This window comes from Pseudomonas sp. GW823-FHT06B06 (assembly GCF_058795195.1).
Genome location: NZ_JBXAHO010000024.1, coordinates 1 through 23,920 on the forward strand (window position 1 = coordinate 1; position 23,920 = coordinate 23,920).

The 23,920-nt window shown below is 59.8% G+C and carries 19 protein-coding genes and 2 tRNA genes; 4 read left to right on the forward strand and 17 right to left on the reverse strand.

The window, feature by feature from the left end; translation table 11 throughout:
• Positions 1 to 93: 93 nt before the first annotated feature.
• The 7 genes from dnaB to rnr form a co-directional block, all read right to left on the reverse strand.
• A complete protein-coding gene (gene dnaB, locus AC1Q8Q_RS20875) occupies positions 94 to 1,491 on the reverse strand; it encodes a replicative DNA helicase (RefSeq protein ID WP_008058980.1) in 1,398 nt (465 codons plus the stop codon).
• 135 nt (positions 1,492 to 1,626) lie between these two features.
• Entirely contained in the window at positions 1,627 to 2,073 is a 447-nt protein-coding gene (rplI, locus tag AC1Q8Q_RS20880) for a 50S ribosomal protein L9 (RefSeq protein ID WP_008058981.1), read from the reverse strand.
• Positions 2,074 to 2,092: 19 nt separating this feature from the next.
• The gene (locus AC1Q8Q_RS20885) at positions 2,093 to 2,986 is read right to left on the reverse strand and encodes a YybS family protein (RefSeq protein ID WP_020797699.1); all 894 of its coding nucleotides are present in this window, start codon (positions 2,984 to 2,986) and stop codon (positions 2,093 to 2,095) included.
• 36 nt (positions 2,987 to 3,022) lie between these two features.
• Positions 3,023 to 3,253, reverse strand: coding sequence for a 30S ribosomal protein S18 (gene rpsR, locus AC1Q8Q_RS20890; RefSeq protein WP_002551829.1), 231 nt, complete (start codon positions 3,251 to 3,253; stop codon positions 3,023 to 3,025).
• Between the two features lie 28 nt (positions 3,254 to 3,281).
• Positions 3,282 to 3,704, reverse strand: coding sequence for a 30S ribosomal protein S6 (gene rpsF, locus AC1Q8Q_RS20895; protein ID WP_003217491.1), 423 nt, complete (start codon positions 3,702 to 3,704; stop codon positions 3,282 to 3,284).
• A gap of 303 nt (positions 3,705 to 4,007) precedes the next feature.
• Positions 4,008 to 4,775: a 23S rRNA (guanosine(2251)-2'-O)-methyltransferase RlmB gene (gene rlmB, locus AC1Q8Q_RS20900; RefSeq protein ID WP_020797700.1), complete on the reverse strand. Its 768-nt coding sequence runs from the start codon at positions 4,773 to 4,775 to the stop codon at positions 4,008 to 4,010.
• Positions 4,772 to 7,399: a ribonuclease R gene (gene rnr / locus AC1Q8Q_RS20905; protein ID WP_492615453.1), complete on the reverse strand. Its 2,628-nt coding sequence runs from the start codon at positions 7,397 to 7,399 to the stop codon at positions 4,772 to 4,774. Before rnr ends, rlmB begins: the two co-directional genes overlap by 4 nt.
• A 225-nt stretch (positions 7,400 to 7,624) precedes the next feature.
• Between rnr and AC1Q8Q_RS20910 the strand changes: the two genes are divergently transcribed.
• From AC1Q8Q_RS20910 to AC1Q8Q_RS20925, 4 genes are all read left to right on the forward strand, one after another.
• Positions 7,625 to 7,712: transfer RNA gene (locus AC1Q8Q_RS20910), tRNA-Leu, on the forward strand.
• 167 nt (positions 7,713 to 7,879) lie between these two features.
• Positions 7,880 to 7,966, forward strand: a tRNA-Leu gene (locus tag AC1Q8Q_RS20915).
• Positions 7,967 to 8,207: 241 nt separating this feature from the next.
• On the forward strand, positions 8,208 to 9,218 hold the full coding sequence (locus AC1Q8Q_RS20920) for an extracellular solute-binding protein (RefSeq protein WP_492615454.1): 1,011 nt from the start codon (positions 8,208 to 8,210) through the stop codon (positions 9,216 to 9,218).
• Positions 9,218 to 10,783, forward strand: a complete 1,566-nt coding sequence (locus tag AC1Q8Q_RS20925; RefSeq protein ID WP_033044036.1) for an ABC transporter permease — start codon at positions 9,218 to 9,220, stop codon at positions 10,781 to 10,783. Before AC1Q8Q_RS20920 ends, AC1Q8Q_RS20925 begins: the two co-directional genes overlap by 1 nt.
• 98 nt (positions 10,784 to 10,881) lie before the next feature.
• On the opposite strand, the gene AC1Q8Q_RS20930 is transcribed toward AC1Q8Q_RS20925, so the two are convergent.
• The 10 genes from AC1Q8Q_RS20930 to AC1Q8Q_RS20975 form a co-directional block, all read right to left on the reverse strand.
• Positions 10,882 to 12,816 (reverse strand): methyl-accepting chemotaxis protein, encoded by a 1,935-nt coding sequence (locus AC1Q8Q_RS20930; protein ID WP_033040616.1) that lies wholly within the window; start codon positions 12,814 to 12,816, stop codon positions 10,882 to 10,884.
• A gap of 151 nt (positions 12,817 to 12,967) precedes the next feature.
• A complete protein-coding gene (locus AC1Q8Q_RS20935; RefSeq protein ID WP_020797705.1) occupies positions 12,968 to 14,257 on the reverse strand; it encodes an adenylosuccinate synthase in 1,290 nt (429 codons plus the stop codon).
• A gap of 54 nt (positions 14,258 to 14,311) precedes the next feature.
• Positions 14,312 to 15,499 carry an ATP phosphoribosyltransferase regulatory subunit gene (locus AC1Q8Q_RS20940; protein WP_020797706.1) on the reverse strand — a complete coding sequence of 396 codons (1,188 nt, stop codon included), beginning with the start codon at positions 15,497 to 15,499 and terminating at the stop codon, positions 14,312 to 14,314.
• 311 nt (positions 15,500 to 15,810) lie between these two features.
• Entirely contained in the window at positions 15,811 to 16,680 is an 870-nt protein-coding gene (gene hflC, locus AC1Q8Q_RS20945) for a protease modulator HflC (RefSeq protein ID WP_020797707.1), read from the reverse strand.
• Positions 16,680 to 17,852, reverse strand: coding sequence for an FtsH protease activity modulator HflK (hflK, locus tag AC1Q8Q_RS20950; protein ID WP_033040620.1), 1,173 nt, complete (start codon positions 17,850 to 17,852; stop codon positions 16,680 to 16,682). Before hflK ends, hflC begins: the two co-directional genes overlap by 1 nt.
• A gap of 96 nt (positions 17,853 to 17,948) precedes the next feature.
• Positions 17,949 to 19,250, reverse strand: coding sequence for a ribosome rescue GTPase HflX (hflX, locus tag AC1Q8Q_RS20955; protein ID WP_492615455.1), 1,302 nt, complete (start codon positions 19,248 to 19,250; stop codon positions 17,949 to 17,951).
• Positions 19,251 to 19,262: 12 nt separating this feature from the next.
• Positions 19,263 to 19,523, reverse strand: coding sequence for an RNA chaperone Hfq (gene hfq, locus AC1Q8Q_RS20960; RefSeq protein WP_007902656.1), 261 nt, complete (start codon positions 19,521 to 19,523; stop codon positions 19,263 to 19,265).
• 94 nt (positions 19,524 to 19,617) lie between these two features.
• Positions 19,618 to 20,589, reverse strand: coding sequence for a tRNA (adenosine(37)-N6)-dimethylallyltransferase MiaA (gene miaA / locus AC1Q8Q_RS20965; RefSeq protein ID WP_033040623.1), 972 nt, complete (start codon positions 20,587 to 20,589; stop codon positions 19,618 to 19,620).
• Positions 20,589 to 22,499 carry a DNA mismatch repair endonuclease MutL gene (gene mutL, locus AC1Q8Q_RS20970; protein ID WP_492615456.1) on the reverse strand — a complete coding sequence of 637 codons (1,911 nt, stop codon included), beginning with the start codon at positions 22,497 to 22,499 and terminating at the stop codon, positions 20,589 to 20,591. The genes miaA and mutL overlap by 1 nt, the downstream gene beginning before the upstream one ends.
• The gene (locus AC1Q8Q_RS20975; protein ID WP_404821820.1) at positions 22,496 to 23,878 is read right to left on the reverse strand and encodes an N-acetylmuramoyl-L-alanine amidase; all 1,383 of its coding nucleotides are present in this window, start codon (positions 23,876 to 23,878) and stop codon (positions 22,496 to 22,498) included. Before AC1Q8Q_RS20975 ends, mutL begins: the two co-directional genes overlap by 4 nt.
• Between the last annotated feature and the right edge of the window lie 42 nt (positions 23,879 to 23,920).

Sequence of the window (23,920 nt, forward strand, 5' to 3'; positions counted from 1 at the left end):
ACAGTCAGAATCGAGCCTTGTCCCTCCTCCTCCCTTCAAGTCCTACCATACAAGCGAGCCTGCTCGCGAAGAGGCCATGGCAGACGCTATAACTTATTCGTCGTCGTCGAAGTTGTAGCTACCGGGCGCCAGGTTCTCGAACCGCGTGTATTTGCCGATAAAGGCCAGGCGAATAAAGCCGATCGGCCCGTTCCGCTGCTTACCGATGATGATCTCGGCAATGCCTTTGTGCTCGGTCTCCGGGTGATACACCTCGTCGCGGTACACGAACATGATCACGTCGGCGTCCTGCTCGATCGCTCCGGATTCACGCAAGTCGGAGTTCACCGGGCGCTTGTTCGGACGTTGCTCCAGGGAACGGTTGAGCTGGGACAGCGCAACGACCGGGCAGTTGAATTCCTTGGCAAGGGCTTTCAGGGACCGGGAGATCTCGGAAATCTCGTTGGTCCGGTTGTCACCGCTGGAGCCCGGGATCTGCATGAGTTGCAGGTAGTCGATCATGATCAAGCCGACTTCGCCATGCTCACGCACCAGACGGCGGGTTCGTGCACGCATTTCCGAGGGGCTGATGCCGGCGGTATCGTCGATGAACAGCTTGCGATCGTTGAGCAGGTTGACCGCCGAGGTCAGGCGTGGCCAATCGTCATCTTCCAACTGGCCGGAACGTACCTTGGTCTGGTCGATTCGGCCGAGGGACGACAGCATACGCATGATCAGCGATTCGCCTGGCATCTCAAGCGAGTAAACCAGAACCGCTTTCTCGCTGCGCAATACGGCATTTTCCACCAGGTTCATGGCAAAGGTGGTCTTACCCATGGACGGGCGGCCGGCGACGATGATCAAGTCCGCCGGCTGCAGGCCGCTGGTCTTCTCGTCGAGGTCGGTGTAGCCGGTGGAGAGGCCAGTGATGGCGTTGTCAGTGTTGAACAGGGTGTCGATGCGATCGATGGCCTTGGTCAGCAGGTCATTCACACCCACCGGGCCACCGGTTTTCGGCCGGGCCTCGGCGATCTGGAAGATCTGCCGTTCGGCTTCGTCGAGAATCTCGGCGGCGGTACGGCCTTCCGGGTTGAAGGCGCTGTCGGCGATCTCGGTGCTGATACCGATCAACTGACGCAGGGTCGCCCGCTCGCGAACGATCTGCGCATAGGCCTTGATGTTGGCGACCGAAGGCGTGTTTTTCGCCAGTTCGCCCAGGTAACCAAGGCCGCCGACCTGCGAGGTCTGACCTTCCTTGTCCAGTTGCTCGGACAGGGTCACGACATCGATCGGCATGTTCTGATCGGCCAGCTTGGCGATCGCACGGAAAATCAGACGGTGGTCATGTCGATAGAAATCGCCGTCGGAGACTTGATCAAGCACGCGCTCCCAGGCGTTGTTGTCCAGCATCAGACCACCGAGTACAGCCTGTTCGGCTTCGATGGAATGGGGCGGCACCTTCAGCGCGGCGGTTTGCAGATCGTATTGCTCGGGAGCAGAAATTTCGTTCATGGCCACTTGGTTGTTTGAGGAAAAGCAGGGATTTGAAAACGGGCGTTACCAGAAAGACAAAGGGCACGACCTGTGAACAGGATCGTGCCCGATGTTACCGGCAAGCACCCGAGGGTGCCAGCCGACAAGTGCTGCTTAAGCTGCTACCACGACAACGCGTACGGTGGCTTCAACTTCGGCGTGCAGGTGCACGGCTACGTCGAATTCACCTACGTTACGGATAGTGCCGTTCGGCAGACGAACTTCGCTTTTCGCTACTTCAACGCCAGAGGCGGTCAGTGCGTCAGCGATGTCGTGAGTACCGATCGAACCGAACAGCTTGCCTTCGTCGCCAGCGGTGGCAGTGATGGTCACTTCCAGCTCGGCCAGTTGGGCAGCGCGGCTTTCAGCCGACGATTTACGATCTGCTGCGGCTTTTTCCAGCTCAGCACGACGCTCTTCGAACGCAGCCAGGTTGGCTGGGGTCGCAGCGGTAGCTTTGCCGTAAGGCAGCAGGTAGTTACGACCGTAACCAGCCTTAACGTTCACTTTGTCACCCAGGTTGCCCAGGTTGGTGACTTTTTCCAGAAGGATCAGTTGCATGTGAAAATCCTCTTAACTTTTAACCTTCACCGTTCGCGTCATCGGCGTCTTTCGGCGCGAGACGACCGCGAAAATCAATCAGGCTGTCGACGATGGCCAAGACCACCAGCAACGGATAGATCAGCTGCATGAACAGCAACAGCGTGACGTACAACCCCACCAGCCAGAATTTGGCCAGTCGCTTTTGCGCCACCAACCCGTGAATCAGGGCCAGCCCGGCGAAAACCAGCGGTACGCTGCACAGCGGTACCAGCATGGACATCTGGACACCAAGGTTCGGTGTCACAACCATGCCCGCCAGCAGCAACATCGCGGGACCCAGCGGGATTCGGACGGCGCGAAACTCGCGACCAAAACCACCGGGGTTGTACAACAACGCCTGCCAGTAGCGCCCGACAATCAGGCTCAGCACACTGACGATTTGCAACAAGGCCGCAATCAGGCCGGTCAGGATCGGTGTAATCAGGGACGCGAAACGCGCTTGCTCGTCTACCGACATTTGCTGGTAGACCTCACCGAGTAGCGACGGCATGACTTTTATCAAAGCCTGCGCCAGCATCTCGATCTGGGGACCAAAAACCGCCCCCAGCACCACTGAAAACACCACTCCCATCGCTATGCTGACCAGCAGCACGCGGTTCCAGGACTCGCTTGCGCGCAAAACCAACGCAAGGCTCGCAGACCCCAGTAGCACCAGAAGTGCCCGTGGGTCGTCGGAGTAAAGCCACCAGATCAACGCTGGCAGCAGTCCCAGAGCAAGAACGCCCAGGGCGTCCTTCAATCCGCGCCGCAGGAGCACAAGGCATCCGGCGGCAGCACCCAACCAATACAACAACGGCAATGCCGCGCATCCAGCCACTACGAGAGTGGCCTGCATACGGCCCCGCATGATGAACTCAGCTAAGGCACGCATACATTCAATCCTTTGCTACGTGTCGACTGCCCGGTCTCAGCGGCCGTGGCTGTCGGTGTAGGCCAGCAGGGCCAGGAAGCGGGCGCGCTTGATAGCGGTGGCCAGCTGACGCTGATAACGTGCTTTGGTACCGGTGATGCGGCTTGGAACGATTTTGCCGGTCTCGGATACATAAGCTTTCAGAGTGTTGAGATCTTTGTAATCGATCTCTTTCACGTCTTCAGCGGTGAAGCGGCAGAATTTACGACGACGGAAGAAACGTGCCATTTGATAGGCTCCTTAAAAGGTCCGTGGATTACTCGTCAGCGTTATCGCTGTTGTCGCTGTCATCACTATCAGCGCTTTCAGCGCCTTCGTGCTCAGGACGGTCGCGACGCTCACGGCGCTCACTGCGGTTTTCTTCAGCCTTGAGCATCTCGGATTGGCCGGTAACGGCTTCTTCGCGACGGATGACCAGGTTACGGATCACTGCATCGTTGTAGCGGAAGTTGTCTTCCAGCTCGGCCAGGGCCTTGCCAGTGCACTCAACGTTCAGCATCACGTAGTGAGCCTTGTGAACATTGTTGATTGCGTAGGCCAGTTGACGACGGCCCCAATCTTCCAGACGGTGGATTTTGCCGCCGTCTTCTTCGATCAGCTTGGTGTAACGCTCAACCATGCCGCCGACTTGCTCGCTTTGATCCGGGTGGACCAAAAAGATGATTTCGTAATGACGCATGAATGCTCCTTACGGGTTGTAGCCTGCCGCTCAAAAGCGGTCAGACAAGGAGTGAATGACACTTATGGACTTGTGGACGCTAGACACGTTGGTGCCTGCCATCACAGCAAGGGGCGCAATTGTAGAGAAGGGGCGTGGGAGGCGCAAGGGAATTGGTGATTATTTGAACAACCCTCAATTCATGCCACACCACAAAACACTGTAGGAGCGAGCTTGCTCGCGATTGAGGCGCTACATTCAACATTGATGCTGAATGTTACTCCGATATCGCCAGCAGGCCGGCTCCTACAGGTGGTGTTTCAATCAGGGTTTTTTGGCGGCAGCCTTGGCTTTGACGCTACGCTGACGCTGCGCTTCGAACAGGCATACGCCCGTCGCCACGGAAACGTTGAGACTGCTGACGCTACCGGCCATCGGCAAGTTCACCAGATAATCGCAATGCTCGCGGGTCAGGCGGCGCATGCCTTTGCCTTCGGCGCCCATGATCAGGATGGTCGGACCGGTCAGGTCCTGGTCATACAGACTGACCTCGGCCTCCCCTGCCGTGCCCACGACCCACAGGCCACGCTGCTGGAGTTTTTCCAGGGTACGCGCCAGGTTGGTCACGGCCACCAGCGGAATCACTTCCGCCGCCCCGCACGCAACCTTTCGCACGACCGGCGTCAGGGTTGCGGACTTGTCCTTCGGCACGATCACCGCCAGCGCACCCGCCGCATCGGCAGAACGCAGGCAGGCGCCCAGGTTGTGCGGATCGGTCACGCCGTCGAGTACCAGCAGCAACGGTGCGCCTTCGGTGCGATCGAGTAGCTCGTCGAGCATCGCCTCGCCCCAGACTTGGCTCGGACTGACGTCCGCAACCACGCCCTGGTGCACGCCCTCGACCCAGGCGTCCATTTCACGACGCTCGGCCTGGCCGACCTGCACACGATTTTCGTTTGCCAACTCGATCAACGTCTGCACCCGCGGATCACCGCGACCTTCGGCCAGCCAGATCTGCTTCACGCGCTTCGGGTGATGACGCAACAATGCTTCTACAGCGTGTACGCCGTAGATCTTTTCCAACTGACTCATGACTTGGCCTTAGGTTTACGCGCCCCGCCGCTTTTGGCTGGGGCCGAGCCCGCTTTTGGCGGACCTTTACGATGCTTGCTCGGTTTGGCTGGCTTGCCGCCGACAGCCTTGTCAGGCGCCGACCGACTGGTCTTTCCCGCAGACGCCGCTTTACCGCCGCTTTTCGCGCCGGCGAGCAACGCCTGCTTCATTTCACGGCTCTTGCGCACTTCGGCATTTTTCGCCGCCGCATCGCTCGGACGATAGGCCTCGACTGCCTTTTCCTTGGCGGGACGACGACCGGTTTTCGCCGGCGCCGGCTCTGCTTCGGCTTTGCCAGCAGGTACCGCGGTTTCGCTGCCACGTTTTTTGCGGCCGATCGGCGCGCTGATGGTTTTTTCGGCCATCTCGAAGTCGATCTTGCGCTCGTCGAGGTCGACGCGCATGACGCGTACTTCAACGGTGTCGCCAAGGCGGAAGCTACGACCGGTTCGCTCACCCGCCAGGCGGTGATGCACTGGATCGAAGTGGTAGTAATCGCCCGGCAGCGCGGTGACGTGCACCAGGCCTTCGACGTAAATGTCAGTCAGCTCGACGAACAGGCCAAAGCCGGTGACCGCAGTGATCACACCCGGGAACGACTCGCCAACGCGATCTTTCATGAACTCGCACTTGAGCCAGTTCACGACATCGCGGGTCGCTTCATCGGCACGGCGCTCGCTCATCGAGCACTGCTCGCCGAGCTGCTCCAGGGCTGCTTCGTCGTACGGATAGATGCGCGCCTTCGGAATGGTCATCGCACCGGCACGGCGAACGTGCGGGGTGTCCTGCTTCGAATGGATCACGCTGCGGATCGCCCGGTGAGTGAGCAAGTCCGGGTAGCGGCGGATCGGCGAGGTGAAGTGGGTGTACGCCTCGTAATTCAGGCCGAAGTGACCCTGGTTATCGGCGCTGTACACCGCCTGGCTCAACGAACGCAGCATCACGGTCTGGATCAGGTGGAAATCCGGACGATCCTTGATACCAGCCAGCAGTGCCTGGTAATCCTTCGGCGACGGGCCATCCTTGCCTTTGTGCAGGGACAGGCCGAGTTCGCCGAGGAACGCGCGCAATTTTTCCAGGCGCTCCGGCGGCGGGCCGTCGTGAACGCGGTACAACGCAGGAATTTCGTGCTTCTTGAGGAACTCGGCGGTGGCCACGTTGGCCGCCAACATGCATTCCTCGATCAGCTTGTGCGCGTCATTGCGGATGGTCGGACGGATTTCCGCGATCTTGCGCTCGGAGCCGAAGATGATCCGGGTTTCCTGGGTTTCAAAATCGATCGCGCCACGCACGTGACGAGCCGCCAGCAATACCTTGTACAACGAATACAGCTGCTTGAGGTGCGGCACCACGTCAGTGTATTCACCACGCAGCTTGCGGGCTTCGCTGGCTTTGGGCGTTTCCAGCATCGCGCTGACCTTGTTGTAGGTCAGGCGGGCGTGGGAGTGGATCACCGCTTCGTAGAAGCAGTAGTCGGTCATTTCGCCGGATTTGGAGATAGTCATCTCGCAAACCATGGCCAGGCGATCGACCTGCGGGTTCAACGAGCACAATCCGTTGGACAGCTGCTCAGGCAGCATCGGGATCACGCGCTCGGGGAAGTACACCGAGTTGCCACGAACCTGAGCTTCGGCATCCAGTGCCGAACCGAGCTTCACGTAGCTGGAAACGTCGGCAATCGCCACGTACAACTTCCAGCCGCCGGAGAACAGGCGCAGCTTGCCCGGCTTGGCTTCGCAGTAGACCGCATCATCGAAGTCGCGGGCATCTTCGCCGTCGATGGTGACGAACGGCAGATGACGTAGGTCGATGCGCTTCTCTTTGTCTTTCTCTTCGACTTCCGGCTTGAGCTTGCTGGCTTCCTTGAGTACGGCATCAGGCCAGACATGAGGAATGTCGTAGGTACGCAGGGCAACGTCGATCTCCATGCCCGGCGCCATGTAGTTGCCCACGACTTCGACCACATCGCCTTGCGGCTGGAAGCGTGGTGTCGGCCAGTGAGTGATCTTCACTTCGACGAACTGACCGATCTGCGCGTTCGCGTTACGACCCGGCGTCACCAGCACTTCCTGCTGGATCTTCGGATTATCTGCGACGACGAATCCGATGCCACCTTCTTCGAAGTAACGACCGACGATTGTCTCGTGAGCACGGGACACCACTTCGACGATCATGCCTTCGCGGCGACCGCGACGATCCAGCCCGGAAACACGCGCCAGTGCACGGTCGCCGTCAAACACCAGGCGCATTTGCGCCGGGCTCATGAACAGGTCGTCACTGCCGTCGTCCGGCACCAGGAAGCCGAAGCCGTCGCGGTGACCGCTGATGCGGCCCAGGATCAGGTCGAGCTTGTCCACCGGCGCATAAGTGCCGCGACGGGTAAAGATGAGTTGAGCATCGCGCTCCATGGCGCGCAGGCGGCGGCGCAGGGCTTCGATCTGGTCTTCCGTGGTCAGACCAAACTCTTCGACCAGTTGCTCGCGGTTAGCAGGCGAACCTCGATCAGCAAGGTGCTGAAGGATCAGTTCGCGGCTAGGAATGGGGTTTTCATATTTTTCCGCTTCACGAGCGGCCTCGGGATCGAGGGACTGCCAATCGGCCATTAGAGAGTTTTCACCTTGTCTATATACGGGTTAGTTTGGCATAGGCGTAATGAAACGGGAAATTTCAGGCTAAGACGCCTCATCTAAAGCCCTATATCGACACCAGGATGTTGATTTAAATACCGCTGGTGAAATTTTTCAGGTTTTTTTGGTGTCGGGGGTTTACAGTTAAAAAGACGCTCCGTATAGTGCGCGCCATCGACGACGGACAACGTTGCCGATACTGCCCAGATGGTGAAAATTGGTAGACACGCCAGCTTCAGGTGCTGGTGACCGCAAGGTCGTGGAAGTTCGAGTCTTCTTCTGGGCACCAATTTCGAGCTTGAGATTAGTTCAATTTCAAAGCTCACACAAAACCCGCGAAAGCGGGTTTTTTGCATTCTGGGACCTTGATTAATTAAATTTAAAATCAGGGGTTTACAGATCAAATTGCTCTCCGTATAGTGCGCCACATCAACAGCGGCAACGCTCGCGATGAATGCCCAGATGGTGAAATTGGTAGACACGCCAGCTTCAGGTGCTGGTGACCGCAAGGTCGTGGAAGTTCGAGTCTTCTTCTGGGCACCAATTCAAATTCAAGGTCACGACCTTGAATTTCACAGAAACCCGCGAAAGCGGGTTTTTGCGTTTCTGGCCCCTGTAGGAGCTGCCGAAGGTTGCGATCTTTTGATTTTGGTTTTTAAGATCAAAAGATCGCAACCTTCGGCAGCTCCTACAGATCAATTGCTCCGCCCAGAGCGCATATGAGAAACAATATCGTTTATCATTGTTGCAAGATTTTGCAATGCGACAGTGAGGAACCCTGCGAATGATGTTTCGAAATACCCTGCGCCGCGGCCTGACCACCACTCTGCTTGGCCTGGCACTCGCCACCCCCCTCACCCAGGCTGCCGATCCAGTCTCCCTTACACTCTATAACGGCCAACACAAGGAAGTCGGCGATGCGGTCGCCATAGCCTTCGAAGCCAAGACAGGCATTCACGTCAATGTGCGCAAGGGCAGCAGCAACCAGCTTGCCAGCCAAGTCGTCGAAGAAGGCGATCGCTCTCCCGCCGATGTGATCTACACCGAAGAGTCGCCGCCACTGAACAAACTCGGCGAGCAAGGCGTTCTGGCCAAGGCCGACGACACCACGCTGGCCGTTCTGCCCAAGGACTATGTCGCCGCTGACGGCACCTGGATTGGCGTCACCGCTCGGGTGCGTGTCGTCGCATTCAACCCGAAGTTGATTGACGAAAAAGACCTGCCGAAATCGGTGATGGAATTCTCCGATCCAAAATGGCAAGGCAAGGTCGGCTTCGTCCCTACCAGCGGCGCCTTCCAGGAACAAGCCGTGGCGATCATCAAGGTGCACGGCATGGAGGCTGCGGAAGAATGGCTGACCGGCTTGCGCGCTTTCGGCAAGACCTACAGCAACAACATGGTTGCCCTAAAAGCCGTGGAAAACGGCGAAGTCGCGACGGTGCTGGTAAACAACTACTACTGGTTCGCCTTGCAGCGCGAAAAGGGCCAGCTCGATTCGAAACTGCATTACTTCACTGGCGGCGACGTCGGCGGCCTGATTACCGTATCGAGTGCGGCCGTGCTGAAATCCAGCAAACATCCAAAAGAAGCCCAGCAACTGCTCGCCTACATGGCCAGTGAAGAGGGCCAGCGCGTGATCACCCAGACCACCGCCGAATACCCGCTACACAAAGGCATGCAATCGGATCGCGGCCTCAAGCCTTTCAGCGAACTGCAAGCACCGAACGTCACGCCCGCCGACCTCGGCAATGCCGAAGAAGCCTTGGACCTGGAACGCGAGGTTGGCCTGAACTGATGAGCGCATCGCTATCCGCCTCCGCCTCGCACGGTCGATACGTACCAGGGCGCAGGCGGCCTTCCATCTGGTTGATTCTGCCGGTGTTACTGCTGGTCGTGCTCAGCTTGCTTCCCCTGGCCTACGTCGGCCTGAAGGCCTGGCAAGCGGGTTGGGCCCAGGCGCTGCATCTGCTGTGGCGGCCTTATGTGTTTGGCCTGCTGCGCAATACCCTGGCGCTGATGATTGGCGTGACACTGACTTGCGGCGTGATCGGCCTGTCGCTGGCATGGCTGCTGGAGCGCAGCAATCTGCCGGGGCGACGCCTGTGGGGCGTGATTCTGTGTTTACCGTTCGCCGTACCGGCGTTTGTCAGCAGTTTTACCTGGGTGTCGCTGAGCGCACATTTCGAAGGGCTCGGCGGGGCGATCCTGATAATGAGCCTGTCCAAATACCCGCTGATCTTCCTGCCGGTGGCCGCCACCCTGCGCAATCTCGACCCCTCACTCGAAGAGTCTGCCCGCACCCTGGGGCAGAATCGCTGGGGAGTATTTTTCCGCGTCACCCTACCGCTGCTCTGGCCTTCGCTGCTGGCGGGATCGCTACTGATTGCCCTGCACATGTTGGTGGAATTCGGTGCACTGTCGATCATTGGCCTGCAAACCTTCACCACCGCGATTTACCAACAGTTCGAGCTGGAATTCAGCAACGCCAACGCCGCGATGCTCTCGGCGGTGTTGCTGGCACTGTGCTTGATGTTGCTGTGGCTGGAACTGCGCGTTCGCGGCAAAGGCCGGCATGTACGTACAGGCCAGGGCGCGGCGCGACAGGCAGAACAGGTCAGATTGGGCCCCTGGATGATGGCTGGGCAGCTTTACTGCCTGTTGCTGGCGATCATCGGCAGCGGCATTCCTCTGGGAATGCTGGCGTACTGGCTGGCCGTGGGCTCGTCGGCGGCATTCCCGATCGCCGCGATCAGCGAGGCGCTGCTTTCCTCCCTGGCCCTGTCCTTGGGCGGCGCGGCGTTTTGTCTGCTGCTGGCGTTGCCGGTGGGGTTGCTGGTGGTGCGCTATAAAGGGCCACTGGCAATCTGGGCAGAACGTTTGCCGTATCTGCTGCACGCGCTGCCAGGCCTGGTGATTGCACTGACCCTGGTGTATTTCGCGCTCCACTATGTGCCGGTGCTGTACCAGACTTCGACACTGCTGTTGATTGCTTATGCGCTGCTGTTTCTACCGCTGGCCCAGGCACCGATTCGCACAGCACTGAACAAGGCTGCGCCGCAACTGGAAGAGGCGGCGCGCACGCTGGGGGCATCTTCGTTCAGTGCGTTTTGCCGGATAACGCTGCCAATCATTTTTCCGGCGCTGGGAGCAGCGTTTGCATTGGTATTTCTGGATGCGATGAAGGAATTGACGGCGACCTTGCTGTTGAGCCCAACCGGGCTCAACACGCTGGCCACTGAGGTGTGGGCGCATACCGCGAATGTGGAGTTTGCGGCGGCGGCGCCTTATGCGGCGTTGTTGATATTGGTGTCGGGGCTGCCTGTATATCTATTAACAACCCGGATGTATTTGAGCCGCTGAGATCGCTTTCGCGAGCAGGCTCGCTCCCACAGGGCTCGGTAGATCACCTGTGGGAGCGAGCCTGCTCGCGAAGAGGCCAGGCCAGGCCAGGCAAAACATCAAGCCCTGAACTGCCCCAAGCTGGCTTTGAGCTGCGCCGCCAGGCCATCGAGCACCTTGCCGCTGGCCGTGGTTTCCACCACCGCCTGGGCCGCCTTTTCGGCTTGCACATGAATGGTCTCGACCCGACCTCGCACAGCCTGTGCTCCCCGAGCCTGATGCTCGGCAGCCTGGGTCGCCAGGCCGATTGCCGTGTGCACCTGCTCGACCGAAGCCTGCACCGATTGCTGCAACCGCGCGCTGTCACGCAGAACCAACAGGCCTTCACTGGCCTGGCGCCCGGCCTGGCCGATTGCCGCTACGGCCTCGCGGGCACCTTGCTGCAACGCTACGATGTGCGCCTGGATATCGCCGGTGGAGCTTTGCGTCTTGCTCGCCAACGCGCGCACTTCATCTGCCACCACCGCAAAGCCGCGACCGGTTTCGCCGGCGCGCGCTGCCTCAATGGCCGCGTTCAGCGCCAGCAGGTTGGTCTGTTCGGCAATCCCATGAATGACCGTCAGCACTACCTCAATCTGCTCACTCTGCTGTGCCAGGCGCTCAATCACTTGCGCGCCAGTCTCAACCTGGCCCGCCAACGCTTCAATCAGAGTGCCGACTTTCGCCGAAGTCCGGGTGTTTTCGTCGGTGGCCTGGCGGATATCCACCACCTGCTTCAATGCCGCTTGCATGGCCTGGCTTTCCGACTGCGCCTCATCCGCCATTCGTGACAAGGCCCGCAGGCTTTCAGCCACCTCATCGCGCTGCATGCCCGCCGCCGCATCCGCCCCCGCGTTGCGCAATGTCATGGCGCCAATTTCCACACCGGTACGCTGGGCGACATCACCCGCCTCGCGCACTATCGGCTGCAATTTGTCGACGAAGCGATTGACCGCCGACGCCATATCGCCGATTTCGTCCCTGCTGCTGATCTGCACACGCTTGGTCAGATCGCCCTCACCCGCCGCCAGGTCATCCATGGCGACAATCAACATCCTCAGGCGGTTGACGACTCGGCGCCCGAGCACGACCGCCAGCAACAGCAGGACACCAAAGCCCACCAAAGCCAGGCTCACTCCAATACGCCAGCGCAGGGTTGTCGCGGCCTCCTGCACGGTGGCGGTGGTATTGGCTTTCATTTCAGCGGCCGTGGACTGCGCCGATTGCAGACGTGCACCCATGGCCGCTGCGCTGTCGGCCGCCGCGCCTTTGAGGCTGTCGCCCACCAACTGGTCGCCACTGGCAATCAACGCCGAGAAGCGCTTGTCCAGTGCCGCCAGGTCGGCCTCTACCGACGCCGTCGAGACGCCCATCAAGACCTTGCCGATCTCCACGCCATTAGGGTTGATCGAGGCCTCGACGTAGAAGACCGACGGATCGTTCTTCGCCGCGTCCAGCACCTTGTCCAGTGCGCGCTCGCCCTGGCCTTTTTCCAGCAGCGCCTTGTTGATCGGGTTTTCCCGGTTGAGGTAACGCGTCAGATGCTGGCCCGTGGCGTCGTCGTACACCACGAACAGGACATTGGGGTTGCGCTGGGCCCGACGGGCAAACTCGGACAAGGTCGGTACGTCGTTATCCCACATGGCGCGAGGCGCCACCGAGGCCAGAAGCTGTGCCATGTCGCTGGCGGAATCCTTCAGGTCTTTTTCCAGGGTCGAACGCAACTGGGCCTGCTCGTCCTTCAATCGCGAAGACAAGCCAGCCGTGAGGCGTTGACGCGTACTGGCAGACAGGCTGTCCAGGCTCGACGTGACTTCACGCCCCGCCTGCTCGAGCTCACCGGACAGTTTTTGACTGTCCGCCCCCAGGCGCTGGGCGAGATCGGCTTCCAGCGCCGTCACAGTGCTCCGGGTCAGCGCGACCGCCACCAGCACCTGCACCAAAAGGGCGATACCAAGGGTAACGAATACAGGCCGCAACAAACGGCTTTGTAACAACGAGAGAACAGCTGACACTTGAAATCCCTCTGCATTTGCGCCATTAAATTGATGGCACGCCCGAAAGTGACGCTTTAGGCAAAGGTAATAGCAAAGGTCATGCCGTCCTACAGACATATACGACAAAGGCCCCTATTGAGGGGCCTTTGTGTTTTACATCAACAGCTTATCAAGCGAACGGATGGCGCAGAACGATGGTTTCGTTGCGGTCCGGACCCGTCGAAATAATGTCGATCGGCGCGCCGATCAGCTCTTCGACGCGTTTGATGTAAGCACGGGCGTTAGCTGGCAGCTCTTCCAGGGTTTTGGCACCCACGGTCGACTCGGTCCAGCCCGGCACCTCTTCGTACACAGGCTGCAGGCCCACGTAGCTGTCAGCATCAGTCGGGGCAACGGCGTTGCCTTGCGCATCTTTGTAGCCGACGCAGATGTTGATGGTTTCCAGACCGTCGAGCACGTCCAGCTTGGTCAGGCAGATGCCCGAGATGCTGTTCACATCGATAGCGCGACGCAGGATAACAGCGTCGAACCAACCACAACGACGAGCACGGCCGGTAGTCGCGCCGAACTCGTGACCTTGTTTAGCCAGGTGCGCACCGACTTCGTCGAACAACTCAGTCGGGAATGGACCCGAACCTACACGCGTGGTGTAAGCCTTGGTAATGCCCAGGATGTAGTCCAGGAACATAGGGCCAACACCCGAACCTGTAGCTACGCCGCCAGCGGTGGTGTTAGAGCTGGTCACGTACGGGTAGGTACCGTGGTCGATGTCCAGCAGGGAGCCTTGGGCGCCTTCGAACATGATGTCTTTGCCAGCGCGACGCAGGTCGTGCAACTCGGCAGTCACGTCCAGCATCAGCGGCTTGAGCAGCTCCGCGTACTCTTTGCATTCGGCCAGGGTCTTGTCGAAGTCGATGGCCGGCTCTTTGTAGTAACCCACCAGCATGAAGTTGTGGTATTCCACCAGTTCACGCAGTTTGTCTTCAAAACGCGGCATGTTGAGCAGATCGCCCACGCGCAGGCCACGGCGTGCAACCTTGTCTTCGTAAGCCGGGCCGATGCCGCGACCGGTGGTGCCGATCTTCAGCTCGCCACGGGCCTTTTCACGGGCCTGGTCCAACGCAACGTGGAAGGACAGGATCAGTGGGCAGGACGGGCTGATACGCAGGCGCTCGCGCACCGGTACGCCTTTTTCTTCCAGCTTGGTGATCTCGCGCAGCAGGGCGTCAGGTGCAACCACCACGCCGTTGCCGATCAGGCACTGCACGCCTTCGCGCAATACGCCCGAAGGGATCAGGTGCAAGACAGTTTTTTCACCGTCGATCACCAAGGTGTGACCGGCGTTGTGGCCACCCTGGTAGCGCACTACGGCGGCAGCATGTTCGGTCAGCAGATCAACGATCTTGCCTTTGCCCTCATCACCCCACTGGGTGCCCAGGACTACGACATTCTTACCCATAACACTTGTCCTCATTCGCGCAAACTTGGTGCCGGCGGCAGCCGGCAGGAAAACTCAAGAAGCCAGTGGCGATACTTGCCAAAGCCCGTTCTGCTGAATCAATTGCCGGTCGCAGTCCGCTTCACGGGCGGCGGCCAAAGGTTGCCCAGGCAATGCCTGGACAACACGCTGACCCTCACTGCGCAACTGGCAAACCTGCTGCCAGAGTGCCGCATCCGTACTGTCAGGCATCCAGATACCGCCAGACGGTAGCTGGATCTCAGCACGCCCCAGGGTCACCAGGGTTTTCAAATCGGTAGAGAAGCCGGTTGCCGGACGAGCGCGACCGAAGTCGGCGCCGATGTCGTCGTAACGACCACCCTGGGCAATGGACTGGCCCACACCCGGCACGAACACGGCGAACACCACACCGGTGTGGTAGTGGTAACCGCGCAACTCGCCCAGGTCGAAGTACAGTGGCAGCTGCGGGAAACGCACGGACAAACGCTCGGCGATTGCCAACAAGTCATCCAATGCCGCCAACACTGCAGCCGGGGCCTTGGCCAGACGCTCACGCGCAGCCGCCAGCACTTCACGGCCACCACACAAGTCGACCAGGGCGCGCAGCATGCCCGACAGGTCAGCCGGCAAGCCTTCGGTCAAGGTAATGACCTCATCGATGGCTTTGCGTTGCAACGCATCGAACAACTGCTGTTCAACTTCACCGGACAGACCGGCGGCGCGGGCCAGGCCGCGGTAGATACCGACATGCCCCAGGTCCATGTGGACATCCGGTACATCAGCCAGTTGCAGCATGGCGAGCATCAGGCTGATGACTTCCACGTCGCTGCTCGGGCTGGCATCGCCATACAACTCGGCGCCCAACTGGATCGGGCTGCGCGAGGACGACAAGGCACGTGGCTGGGCATGCAGTACGCTACCGGCGTAGCACAGGCGACTTGGCCCTTCGCGGCGCAAGGTATGCGCATCGATGCGCGCCACTTGCGGCGTGATGTCGGCACGGAACCCCATCTGCCGGCCCGATTGCGGGTCGATGACCTTGAAGGTACGCAAATCCAGGTCCTGGCCCGCGCCGGTCAGCAGGGACTCCAGGTACTCGATATGGGGAGTCACGACAAACTCGTAACCCCAGCTCTGGAACAGATCCAACACCTGGCGACGCGCTACTTCAATACGCGCCGCTTCCGGTGGCAGTACTTCTTCGATGCCATCTGGCAATAGCCAGCGGTCTACCGTTGCCATTACGCCTTCCCCTGTATCCGGGCGGCCAGCCTGCGGCCGAGCCTTGAGTGAAGCAGAAAATGATCAGCCCATGTTCATAAATCAGGCGCAGGAGCAACGAAGCGAAACGCCTGTTACCGGCTTCGCCAATCACTTTCCTCGAAAAACCTGTCGAGCATTCAGCTCGGGCACCTGCACAAAACAGCATTCAAACATGCAGACGCAAAAAAGCCGGGAATTTCCCGGCTGCCGCATCATACACACGTTTTCCCAAAGGATCACCCCGCCAGAGGTATTAGCCGCCCGGCGGGATGAATCAGGTCAACGTTGTATCAAGGCTTGGCTTTTTCCAGGTAATGGAAGAAGTCACTGCTTGGGTCCAGGACCATGACGTCGGATTTGTTCGCGAAGCTTTCACGGTAGGCACGCAGGCTACGGTAGAACGCGTAGAACTCCTGATCCTGACCGTAGGCCTTGGAGTAGATCGAAGCGGCCTCAGCGTCACCATCACCGCGAATCTCTTCGGATTCACGATAGGCTTCAGCCAACAGCACGCGACGTTGACGATCGGCGTCGGCACGGATGCCTTCAGCCAGCTCGTTACCCTTGGCGCGATGCTCGCGAGCTTCACGCTCACGCTCGGTGCTCATACGTTCGAACACGCTGCGGTTCACTTCCTTCGGCAAGTCGATGGTCTTGACCCGAACATCGACAACCTCGATGCCCAGCTCCTTTTCAGCCATCTTGTTCAGCGAAGCGGTGATATCCGCCATCAGCGCATCACGCTCACCGGACACGACTTCGTGCAAGGTGCGCTTACCGAACTGGTCACGCAGGCCCGATTCGAGACGACGGGACAGACGCTCGTCGGCAATCTGCTTCAGACCGGAGGTCGCGGTGTAGAAACGCTCGGCGTCCTTCACCCGCCACTTGGCGAACGCATCGACCATCACGGCCTTCTTTTCCAGCGTCAGGAAGCGTTGCGTCGGTGCATCCAGCGTCATCAGGCGAGCATCAAATTTACGCACCTGGTTAACGTAAGGCACCTTCACATGCAGGCCTGGCTGAACATCGGCCTGGACCACGCGACCGAACTGCAGCAACACCGCACGCTCGGTCTGAGCCACGATGTAGAAGCAGTTCCAGGCTGCGATCGCCACGACGACGCCGACAATAAGGGCGATCAGCGATTTATTGCTCATCAGCGACTCTCCCTGGTACGTGCTTGCTGTTGCTGCAGATCAGCTGCCGCACGCGCATTCGCTTCATTGCTGGTGGCTGCCGCGCCGGTCACCTGGGTGCTGGTGCTGCGACCACTTTCGACCATTTTGTCCAGCGGCAGGTACAGCAGGTTGCTCTGGCCATTCTTGTTACCGGTCACGAGAACCTTGCTGGTATTACTGAAGACTTCCTGCATGGTGTCCAGGTACAGACGCTGGCGGGTGACTTCAGGTGCCTTGCGGTACTCGGCGACCAGCTTGCTGAAGCGATCGGCCTCACCCTTGGCACGCGAGACGGTTTCGTCACGGTAGCCATTGGCATCTTCAAGGATGCGCTGGGCCTGACCACGAGCTTCCGGCACGACGCCGTTGGCATAGGTTTCAGCCTGGTTGCGCGAACGCTGCTCGTCTTCACGGGCGCGGATCACGTCATCGAAGGCTTCCTGTACTTCGCGCGGTGCCGCTGCGCTCTGTACGTTCACCTGGGTAACGGTGATACCGGTGCGATAGGTATCCATGAAGCGTTGCAGGCGCTCCTTGATCTCGCTGGCCATCAATTCACGACCTTCGGTTAACACCTGGTCCATCGCGGTGGAACCCACCACATGGCGCAGGGCGCTGTCGGTCGCGTGCTGCAGGCTGATTTCCGGCTGATCGACGCTCAGTACGAAGTCCTGCAGGTTGCTGATCTTGTACTGCACGGTCAGCGGCACTTCGACGATGTTTTCGTCTTCAGTCAGCATTTGACCTTGCTTGGTGTACGCACGCTCACGCGTGACGTTTTCCATGTACTTCTTGTCGATCGGCGGGAAGTAGATATTCAGGCCGGGGCCGACGGTTTCGTAGTACTTGCCGAAGCGCAGCACCACGGCTTGCTCCTGCTCGTCGACGACATAGACCGCGCTGTACAGCCAAACGGCTGCCAATACGACCAGGCCGATGCCCAGCAGGCCGCCGAAGCCGCCGCTCTTGCCCGAACCACCACCATCATCCCCGCGTTTCTTGCCACCACCGAACAACCCATTCAGGCTTTCCTGCAGCTTTCGGAAGGCCTCGTCGAGATCCGGCGGCCCCTTGCGGTCGCCGTTATTACGACGCTTGCCACCCCAAGGATCCTGATTATTCGAGTTGCCACCCGGCTCATTCCAAGCCATAGCGCTCTCCATCTGATAAAGCAAAGACGCACCCACGGCGCGCCGACCAATGCTACAGAATGCCTGTCACCACGGCACAACCGCTTTCTCAGGCTTTTATTGCAAAGTGTGTTGCTCGATGAATTCCACCGGTTGCAAACCTTCGCGGCTCACCAGCCGATTCAACTCGGCGCGTGGCAAACGAACGGCCAGCAAACTGATGCCTTCGTCGTCATGTTCTTCCTTCTGTACCGCCCCGAGTTCGAAGAACTGCGCACGCAGTCGAGCAAATCGGTTGGGCAAGCGCAAGGTGCCAACAAACAAATCATCCCCAAGCAGTTCGGCCACGGCCTGCCTGAGCAGGTCCAGGCCTGTACCGTCCTTGGCCGACAACCAGACCCGCTGCGGCTTGCCATCGGCATCGCGCTGGATCTGCGGCTCCACGCCCTCAAGCAAATCGAGTTTGTTATAGACCTCCAGGATCGGCAAGTCTTGAGCCCCGATCTCCCCAAGCACCACCATGACCTGTTCAATCTGGGCCATGCGCTCGGGCTCATGGGAGTCGATCACATGCAGCAGCAGGTCGGAATTGCTCGACTCTTCGAGCGTAGCCCGAAATGCCTCGACCAGCTTGTGCGGCAGGTGACGAATGAACCCCACGGTGTCGGCCAGCACGATCGGCCCGAGGTCATCGAGTTCGAGTCGGCGCAAGGTCGGGTCGAGGGTGGCGAAGAGTTGGTCGGCGGCGAAAACTTCGGAATCGGTCACCGAGTTGAACAACGTCGACTTGCCGGCGTTGGTGTAGCCCACCAGTGAAACCGTCGGTATGTCAGCCCGCTTGCGGCCACGACGCGACTGCTCGCGCTGGCTGCGGACCTTTTCCAGGCGCCCCTTGATCTGCCGTAGGCGAACCCGCAAAAGACGCCGGTCGGTTTCCAGCTGGGTTTCACCCGGACCGCGCAAGCCGATACCACCCTTCTGCCGCTCAAGGTGAGTCCAGCCGCGAACCAGCCGCGTACTCATGTATTCAAGCTGGGCCAGTTCAACCTGGAGCTTGCCTTCATGGGTGCGGGCGCGTTGGGCGAAGATATCGAGAATCAGACCCGTACGGTCGATCACGCGACACTCGAAAGCGCGTTCGAGGTTACGTTCCTGACTGGGCGTGAGGGTGTGATTGAAAATCACCAGTTCTACCTGCTCGGCTTTGACCAGATCGCGTAATTCCTCGACCTTGCCACTGCCAATCAGGTATTTGGCGGATGGCCGATGACGCGGCACGTTGAAAAACGCGACGGTCTCGGCGCCAGCCGAAATTGCCAACTCCTGAAACTCCTGCGGATCTTCGCGCGCCTCAGGGTCCTGTCCATCCAAGTGAACGAGAATGGCCCGTTCACCACCACCGTGGCGCTCAAAGAACAAAGGAGACTCCTATCAGGCGTTACCTGGCTCAGCATCACCTGCTTCGGATTCGGTTGCGCTAGGCAGACGAATTGGACGAACCGGCACTACTGTAGAGATAGCGTGTTTGTAGACCATTTGGCTGACGGTGTTTTTCAGCAGGATAACGAATTGGTCGAAAGACTCGATCGTACCTTGCAGTTTAATCCCGTTGACCAGGTAGATGGACACCCCAACTTTCTCTTTACGTAAAGTATTCAAGTAAGGGTCTTGTAGCGAATGCCCTTTTGACATGTGCCGCACTCCTTTAAGGATTCAATATAAAAAAATAGGTAAACAGATGGCTTTGGCCGCCCCACCCCCAAGGATAGACGGCAATTGCAAGGACTCAGCTCAATATGGAGATGGTCCCCAGGTATTTCAAGGCGCGCGGCAGATTGTCGCAATCGAGACTGTCCAGCCAGTGTAAATCAGCCCAACTGCGAAGCCAGGTGAACTGGCGCTTCGCCAATTGGCGCGTGGCAATGATTCCACGCTCCTGCATCTCGGCTGACGTCAGCTTGCCATCCAGGTAATCCCAGACTTGGCGGTAGCCCACCGCACGTATAGACGGCAACCCTGTATGCAGGTCACTTCTATTACGCAGGGCTAGGACCTCGTCGATGAATCCCTGTTCCAACATTAAGGTGAATCTTTGTTTAATTCGCTCGTGCAGTACCTGGCGATTCGCCGGAGCAATGGCCAAGTTCGCGACAGTATAGGGCAATTGTTGCCGTCCCGAAGCGGCTGCTTCAGTACTTTGCGCAGATTGTCGCAAGCGAAGCGCAGTCATGCTTTGACCGCTGACACGGTAAACTTCCAGCGCTCGACTCAAACGCTGCGGATCGTTCGGATGAATACGTGCCGCGGAAACCGGGTCAATAACCGCCAATTGCTCGTGCAGCGCCTGCCAGCCAAGGCGTGCAGCCTCTTCCTCGATCTGCGCGCGGACCTCCGGGTCGGCGGCCGGCATATCCGCAAGCCCTTCAACCAACGCCTTGTAATAGAGCATTGTGCCGCCGACCAGCAGCGGAATTTTGCCCCGCGCGGTGATCTCGGCCATGGCTTGCAGGGCATCGCGACGGAAATCTGCCGCCGAGTAGGCCTCGGCCGGGTCGAGAATATCGATCAAACGGTGCGGGAACTCTGCCAACAGCTCTTTTGATGGCTTGGCGGTACCAATGTCCATGCCGCGGTAGACCAGCGCCGAATCGACACTGATCAGCTCGCAGGGCAGCACTTTGGTGAGCTCGATGGCCAGGTCGGTCTTGCCGGCGGCGGTCGGGCCCATCAGGAAAATCGCAGGGGGGAACTGGTTCATCAACGACCGCGCAAGAACAGTTTGTCCAGATCGTCCAGGCCCAGCTGGGTCCAGGTCGGTCGGCCATGGTTGCATTGACCGCTGCGCTCGGTGTTTTCCATGTCGCGCAGCAGACCGTTCATTTCCGGCAGGGCCAGGCGCCGATTGGCCCGGACCGCGCCATGGCAGGCCATGGTGCCGAGCAATTCGTTGAGGTGCGCCTGAATCCGGTCGCTGGTGCCATATTCCATCAAGTCGGCTAACACGTCACCCACCAGTCGATTGGCCTCAGCCTGTTTGAGCAAGGCTGGTATCTGCCGAATGGCCAGGGTTTCCGGGCCGAGGCGCTGCAGTTCGAAGCCCAGGCGCTGGAACCAGGCAACATGCTCTTCGGCGCAATCGGCTTCACGTTGACTGAGTGCCAGGGTTTCGGGCACCAGCAGCGGTTGCCCGCTCAAGCCTTCGCTGGCCATGGCGACTTTCAGGCGTTCGTACATGATCCGCTCATGAGCGGCATGCATGTCTACCAGCACCAGCCCCTGGGCGTTTTCCGAAAGGATGTAGATGCCTTTGAGCTGCGCCAGCGCGTAGCCCAGCGGCGGAATGTCGTCCTGACCAGCTGGCAGCGCTACCGCATTGGCCTCGGGCAACGGCGCGAAGAATTCGCGATAGGCGGCCTGTGCTTCTGCAACCGGAACAGCTGACTGGGGACGCGGGGTGTATTGATATTGATATCCAGCCCCTGCCCCCGAACCGGCGGGCGCATTGATCGAAGGCTGTGCCTGAGGCTGTTCCAGCAGCGCATTGGCGGCCAGGCGCATCTCACCCTGCGGGCCGAACTCACCGGCTTCGAGGCCGGTAGGCCGCACTGCGGCTGTCGCAACCGGCGCCGCCAGATGATCGTCCGGCCGCACATCGCCCAAGGCACGGTGCAGGGTGCCATAGAGAAAATCGTGAACCATGCGCCCTTCACGGAAGCGCACTTCGTGCTTGGTGGGGTGCACGTTGACATCGACGCCCGTCGGGTCGACCTCGAAGAACAGCACGAACGTCGGATGCCGGCCGTTGAACAATACGTCGCGATAAGCCTGGCGCACGGCGTGTGCCACCAGCTTGTCGCGCACGGCACGACCATTGACAAAGAAATACTGTAAGTCCGCCTGGCTGCGGTTGAAGGTCGGCAACCCTACCCAGCCCCACAGATGCAGGCCATTGCGCTCGATTTCGATCGGTAGCGCCTGCTCCAGGAACCCGGGTCCGCAAATGGCCGCCACGCGCCGGGCGCGAGCTGCATCGTCGCGGGCTTCGTGCAGGCTGAGGATGGTCTTGCCGTTATGACGCAGATGAAAGGCCACGTCGAACCGCGCCAGGGCCAGGCGCCTGATGACTTCCTGCAGGTGATCGAATTCGGTTTTTTCGGTCTTGAGAAACTTGCGGCGTGCTGGAGTATTAAAGAACAGGTCACGCACCTCGACCGAGGTACCCACCGGATGAGCCGCAGGCTGCACCCGCGGCGCCATGTCACGGCCCTCGGTCTCGACTTGCCAGGCCTGCTCGGCATCGCGGGTGCGCGACGTCAGGGTCAGGCGCGCAACCGAACTGATCGATGCCAATGCCTCACCGCGAAAGCCCAGGCTCATGACCTGTTCAAGATCTTCCAGGTTGCGGATCTTGCTGGTGGCGTGTCGCGCCAGGGCCAGCGGCAGGTCATCGGCGGAAATGCCGCTGCCATCGTCGCGCACCCGCAGCAACTTGACGCCACCCTGCTCCACGTCGACATCGATGCGCTTGGCGCCGGAGTCGAGGCTGTTTTCCAGCAACTCCTTGATCACCGAAGCCGGCCGCTCAACCACTTCGCCGGCGGCGATCTGGTTCGCCAACCGTGGGCTGAGCAGCTCGATGCGAGCGCTGTTGTTCACGACTTCGTTCATTCCTTGGCCGCCAGTTCAGTGCCTGGGATGGTCAGGTGCTGGCCGATCTTGAGCTCATCGCTCGACAGGTTGTTGGCGCTGCGCAGGGTCGCTGGGGACACTTGATAGCGCACCGCGATCATCGCCAGCGTCTCGCCCGGGTTTACCCGATGGTCACGAGGACCTTGAGCGATTTTTCCGGAATCACGCAGCCAGGCAATGTAAGTGCCCGGTGGCGGATTCTGCTGGAAGAACTGGCGCACGCCGCTGCTGATGGAGCGCGCCAGCGCCTGCTGGTGGCTCGACGCAGCCAGCTTCGAGGCTTCGTTGGCGTTGGAGATAAACCCGGTTTCGACCAGGATCGACGGGATGTCCGGCGACTTCAGCACCATGAACCCGGCCTGCTCGACGCGTTGCTTGTGCAGTGGCGTGACCCGGCCGATGTTGCTCAGCACTTTCTGGCCGACGTTCAGGCTGGAGGTCAGGGACGCGGTCATCGACAGATCGAGCAATACGCCAGCCAGCATGCGGTCCTTATCGTCGAGACTGACGTTGCCGGCACCCCCGATCAGGTCCGAACGGTTTTCGCTGTCAGCCAGCCAGCGCGCGGTTTCCGAAGTGGCACCACGATCGGACAGGGCGAACACCGAGGCACCGAACGCCGCGGCAGAAGGCGCGGCGTCGGCGTGAATCGAGACAAACAGGTCGGCGCCTTTCTTGCGGGCAATTTCCGTACGGCCACGCAATGGAATGAAATAGTCGCCGGTGCGCGTCAGCTCCGCGCGAAAGCCTTTCATGCCATTGACCTGGCGCTGCGTTTCACGGGCGATCTGCAGCACCACGTCCTTCTCGCGCTGACCACGGGAGCCGGAGGCGCCCGGGTCTTCACCACCGTGACCGGCATCGATTACCACAACGATGTCGCGCTTGCCGGCCGGTGCGGGAGGCAGCTTGATCGAAGGTTCGGATGGCGTGACCGGAACGGCCGGCACCGTGGCCACCGATGGCGTCGGCACTGGTGGCGGTGGCGCGGCATCGGCCGGGTTATCGAACAGATCGACCACCAGGCGATTGCCATACTGGGCGTTGGGCGCCAAGGAGAAGCTTTTTGGCGTCACCGCCTTTTTCAGGTCGATGACCACCCGCAAGTCGGTCGGCGTACGTTGTGCCGAGCGCATCGCGGTGATCGGGGTGTTGGACGAGTTGACGTTCAACGGCGCACCGAGGCTCGCGCCATTGATGTCGATGACCAGGCGATCCGGGGCCGTCAGCGTAAAGACGCTGTGCTGCACCGGACCGGACAGGTCGAACACCAGCCGCGTGTTGTCCGGAGCCCGCCACAGGCGAACACTGTTGACCTTCGTCTCGGCCACAGCGTCGACGGTCACCGCCAGAAACATCACCCCTACGGCAGCAACCAACGCGCGAAAGCGCATACCTAA

Bases quoted from the DNA above. Each gene is read 5' to 3' on its own strand.
- mutL (WP_492615456.1), bottom strand. From the start codon at position 22,499: ATGAACGAAGTCGTGAACAACAGCGCTCGCATCGAGCTGCTCAGCCCA.
- rnr (WP_492615453.1), bottom strand. From the start codon at position 7,399: ATGGCCGATTGGCAGTCCCTCGATCCCGAGGCCGCTCGTGAAGCGGAA.
- AC1Q8Q_RS20920 (WP_492615454.1), top strand. From the start codon at position 8,208: ATGATGTTTCGAAATACCCTGCGCCGCGGCCTGACCACCACTCTGCTT.
- rlmB (WP_020797700.1), bottom strand. From the start codon at position 4,775: ATGAGTCAGTTGGAAAAGATCTACGGCGTACACGCTGTAGAAGCATTG.
- hflK (WP_033040620.1), bottom strand. From the start codon at position 17,852: ATGGCTTGGAATGAGCCGGGTGGCAACTCGAATAATCAGGATCCTTGG.
- miaA (WP_033040623.1), bottom strand. From the start codon at position 20,589: ATGAACCAGTTCCCCCCTGCGATTTTCCTGATGGGCCCGACCGCCGCC.
- dnaB (WP_008058980.1), bottom strand. From the start codon at position 1,491: ATGAACGAAATTTCTGCTCCCGAGCAATACGATCTGCAAACCGCCGCG.
- AC1Q8Q_RS20925 (WP_033044036.1), top strand. From the start codon at position 9,218: ATGAGCGCATCGCTATCCGCCTCCGCCTCGCACGGTCGATACGTACCA.
- hflC (WP_020797707.1), bottom strand. From the start codon at position 16,680: ATGAGCAATAAATCGCTGATCGCCCTTATTGTCGGCGTCGTCGTGGCG.
- AC1Q8Q_RS20975 (WP_404821820.1), bottom strand. From the start codon at position 23,878: ATGTTTCTGGCGGTGACCGTCGACGCTGTGGCCGAGACGAAGGTCAAC.
- rplI (WP_008058981.1), bottom strand. From the start codon at position 2,073: ATGCAACTGATCCTTCTGGAAAAAGTCACCAACCTGGGCAACCTGGGT.
- rpsF (WP_003217491.1), bottom strand. From the start codon at position 3,704: ATGCGTCATTACGAAATCATCTTTTTGGTCCACCCGGATCAAAGCGAG.
- hfq (WP_007902656.1), bottom strand. From the start codon at position 19,523: ATGTCAAAAGGGCATTCGCTACAAGACCCTTACTTGAATACTTTACGT.
- AC1Q8Q_RS20940 (WP_020797706.1), bottom strand. From the start codon at position 15,499: ATGGCAACGGTAGACCGCTGGCTATTGCCAGATGGCATCGAAGAAGTA.
- AC1Q8Q_RS20885 (WP_020797699.1), bottom strand. From the start codon at position 2,986: ATGCGTGCCTTAGCTGAGTTCATCATGCGGGGCCGTATGCAGGCCACT.
- AC1Q8Q_RS20935 (WP_020797705.1), bottom strand. From the start codon at position 14,257: ATGGGTAAGAATGTCGTAGTCCTGGGCACCCAGTGGGGTGATGAGGGC.
- rpsR (WP_002551829.1), bottom strand. From the start codon at position 3,253: ATGGCACGTTTCTTCCGTCGTCGTAAATTCTGCCGCTTCACCGCTGAA.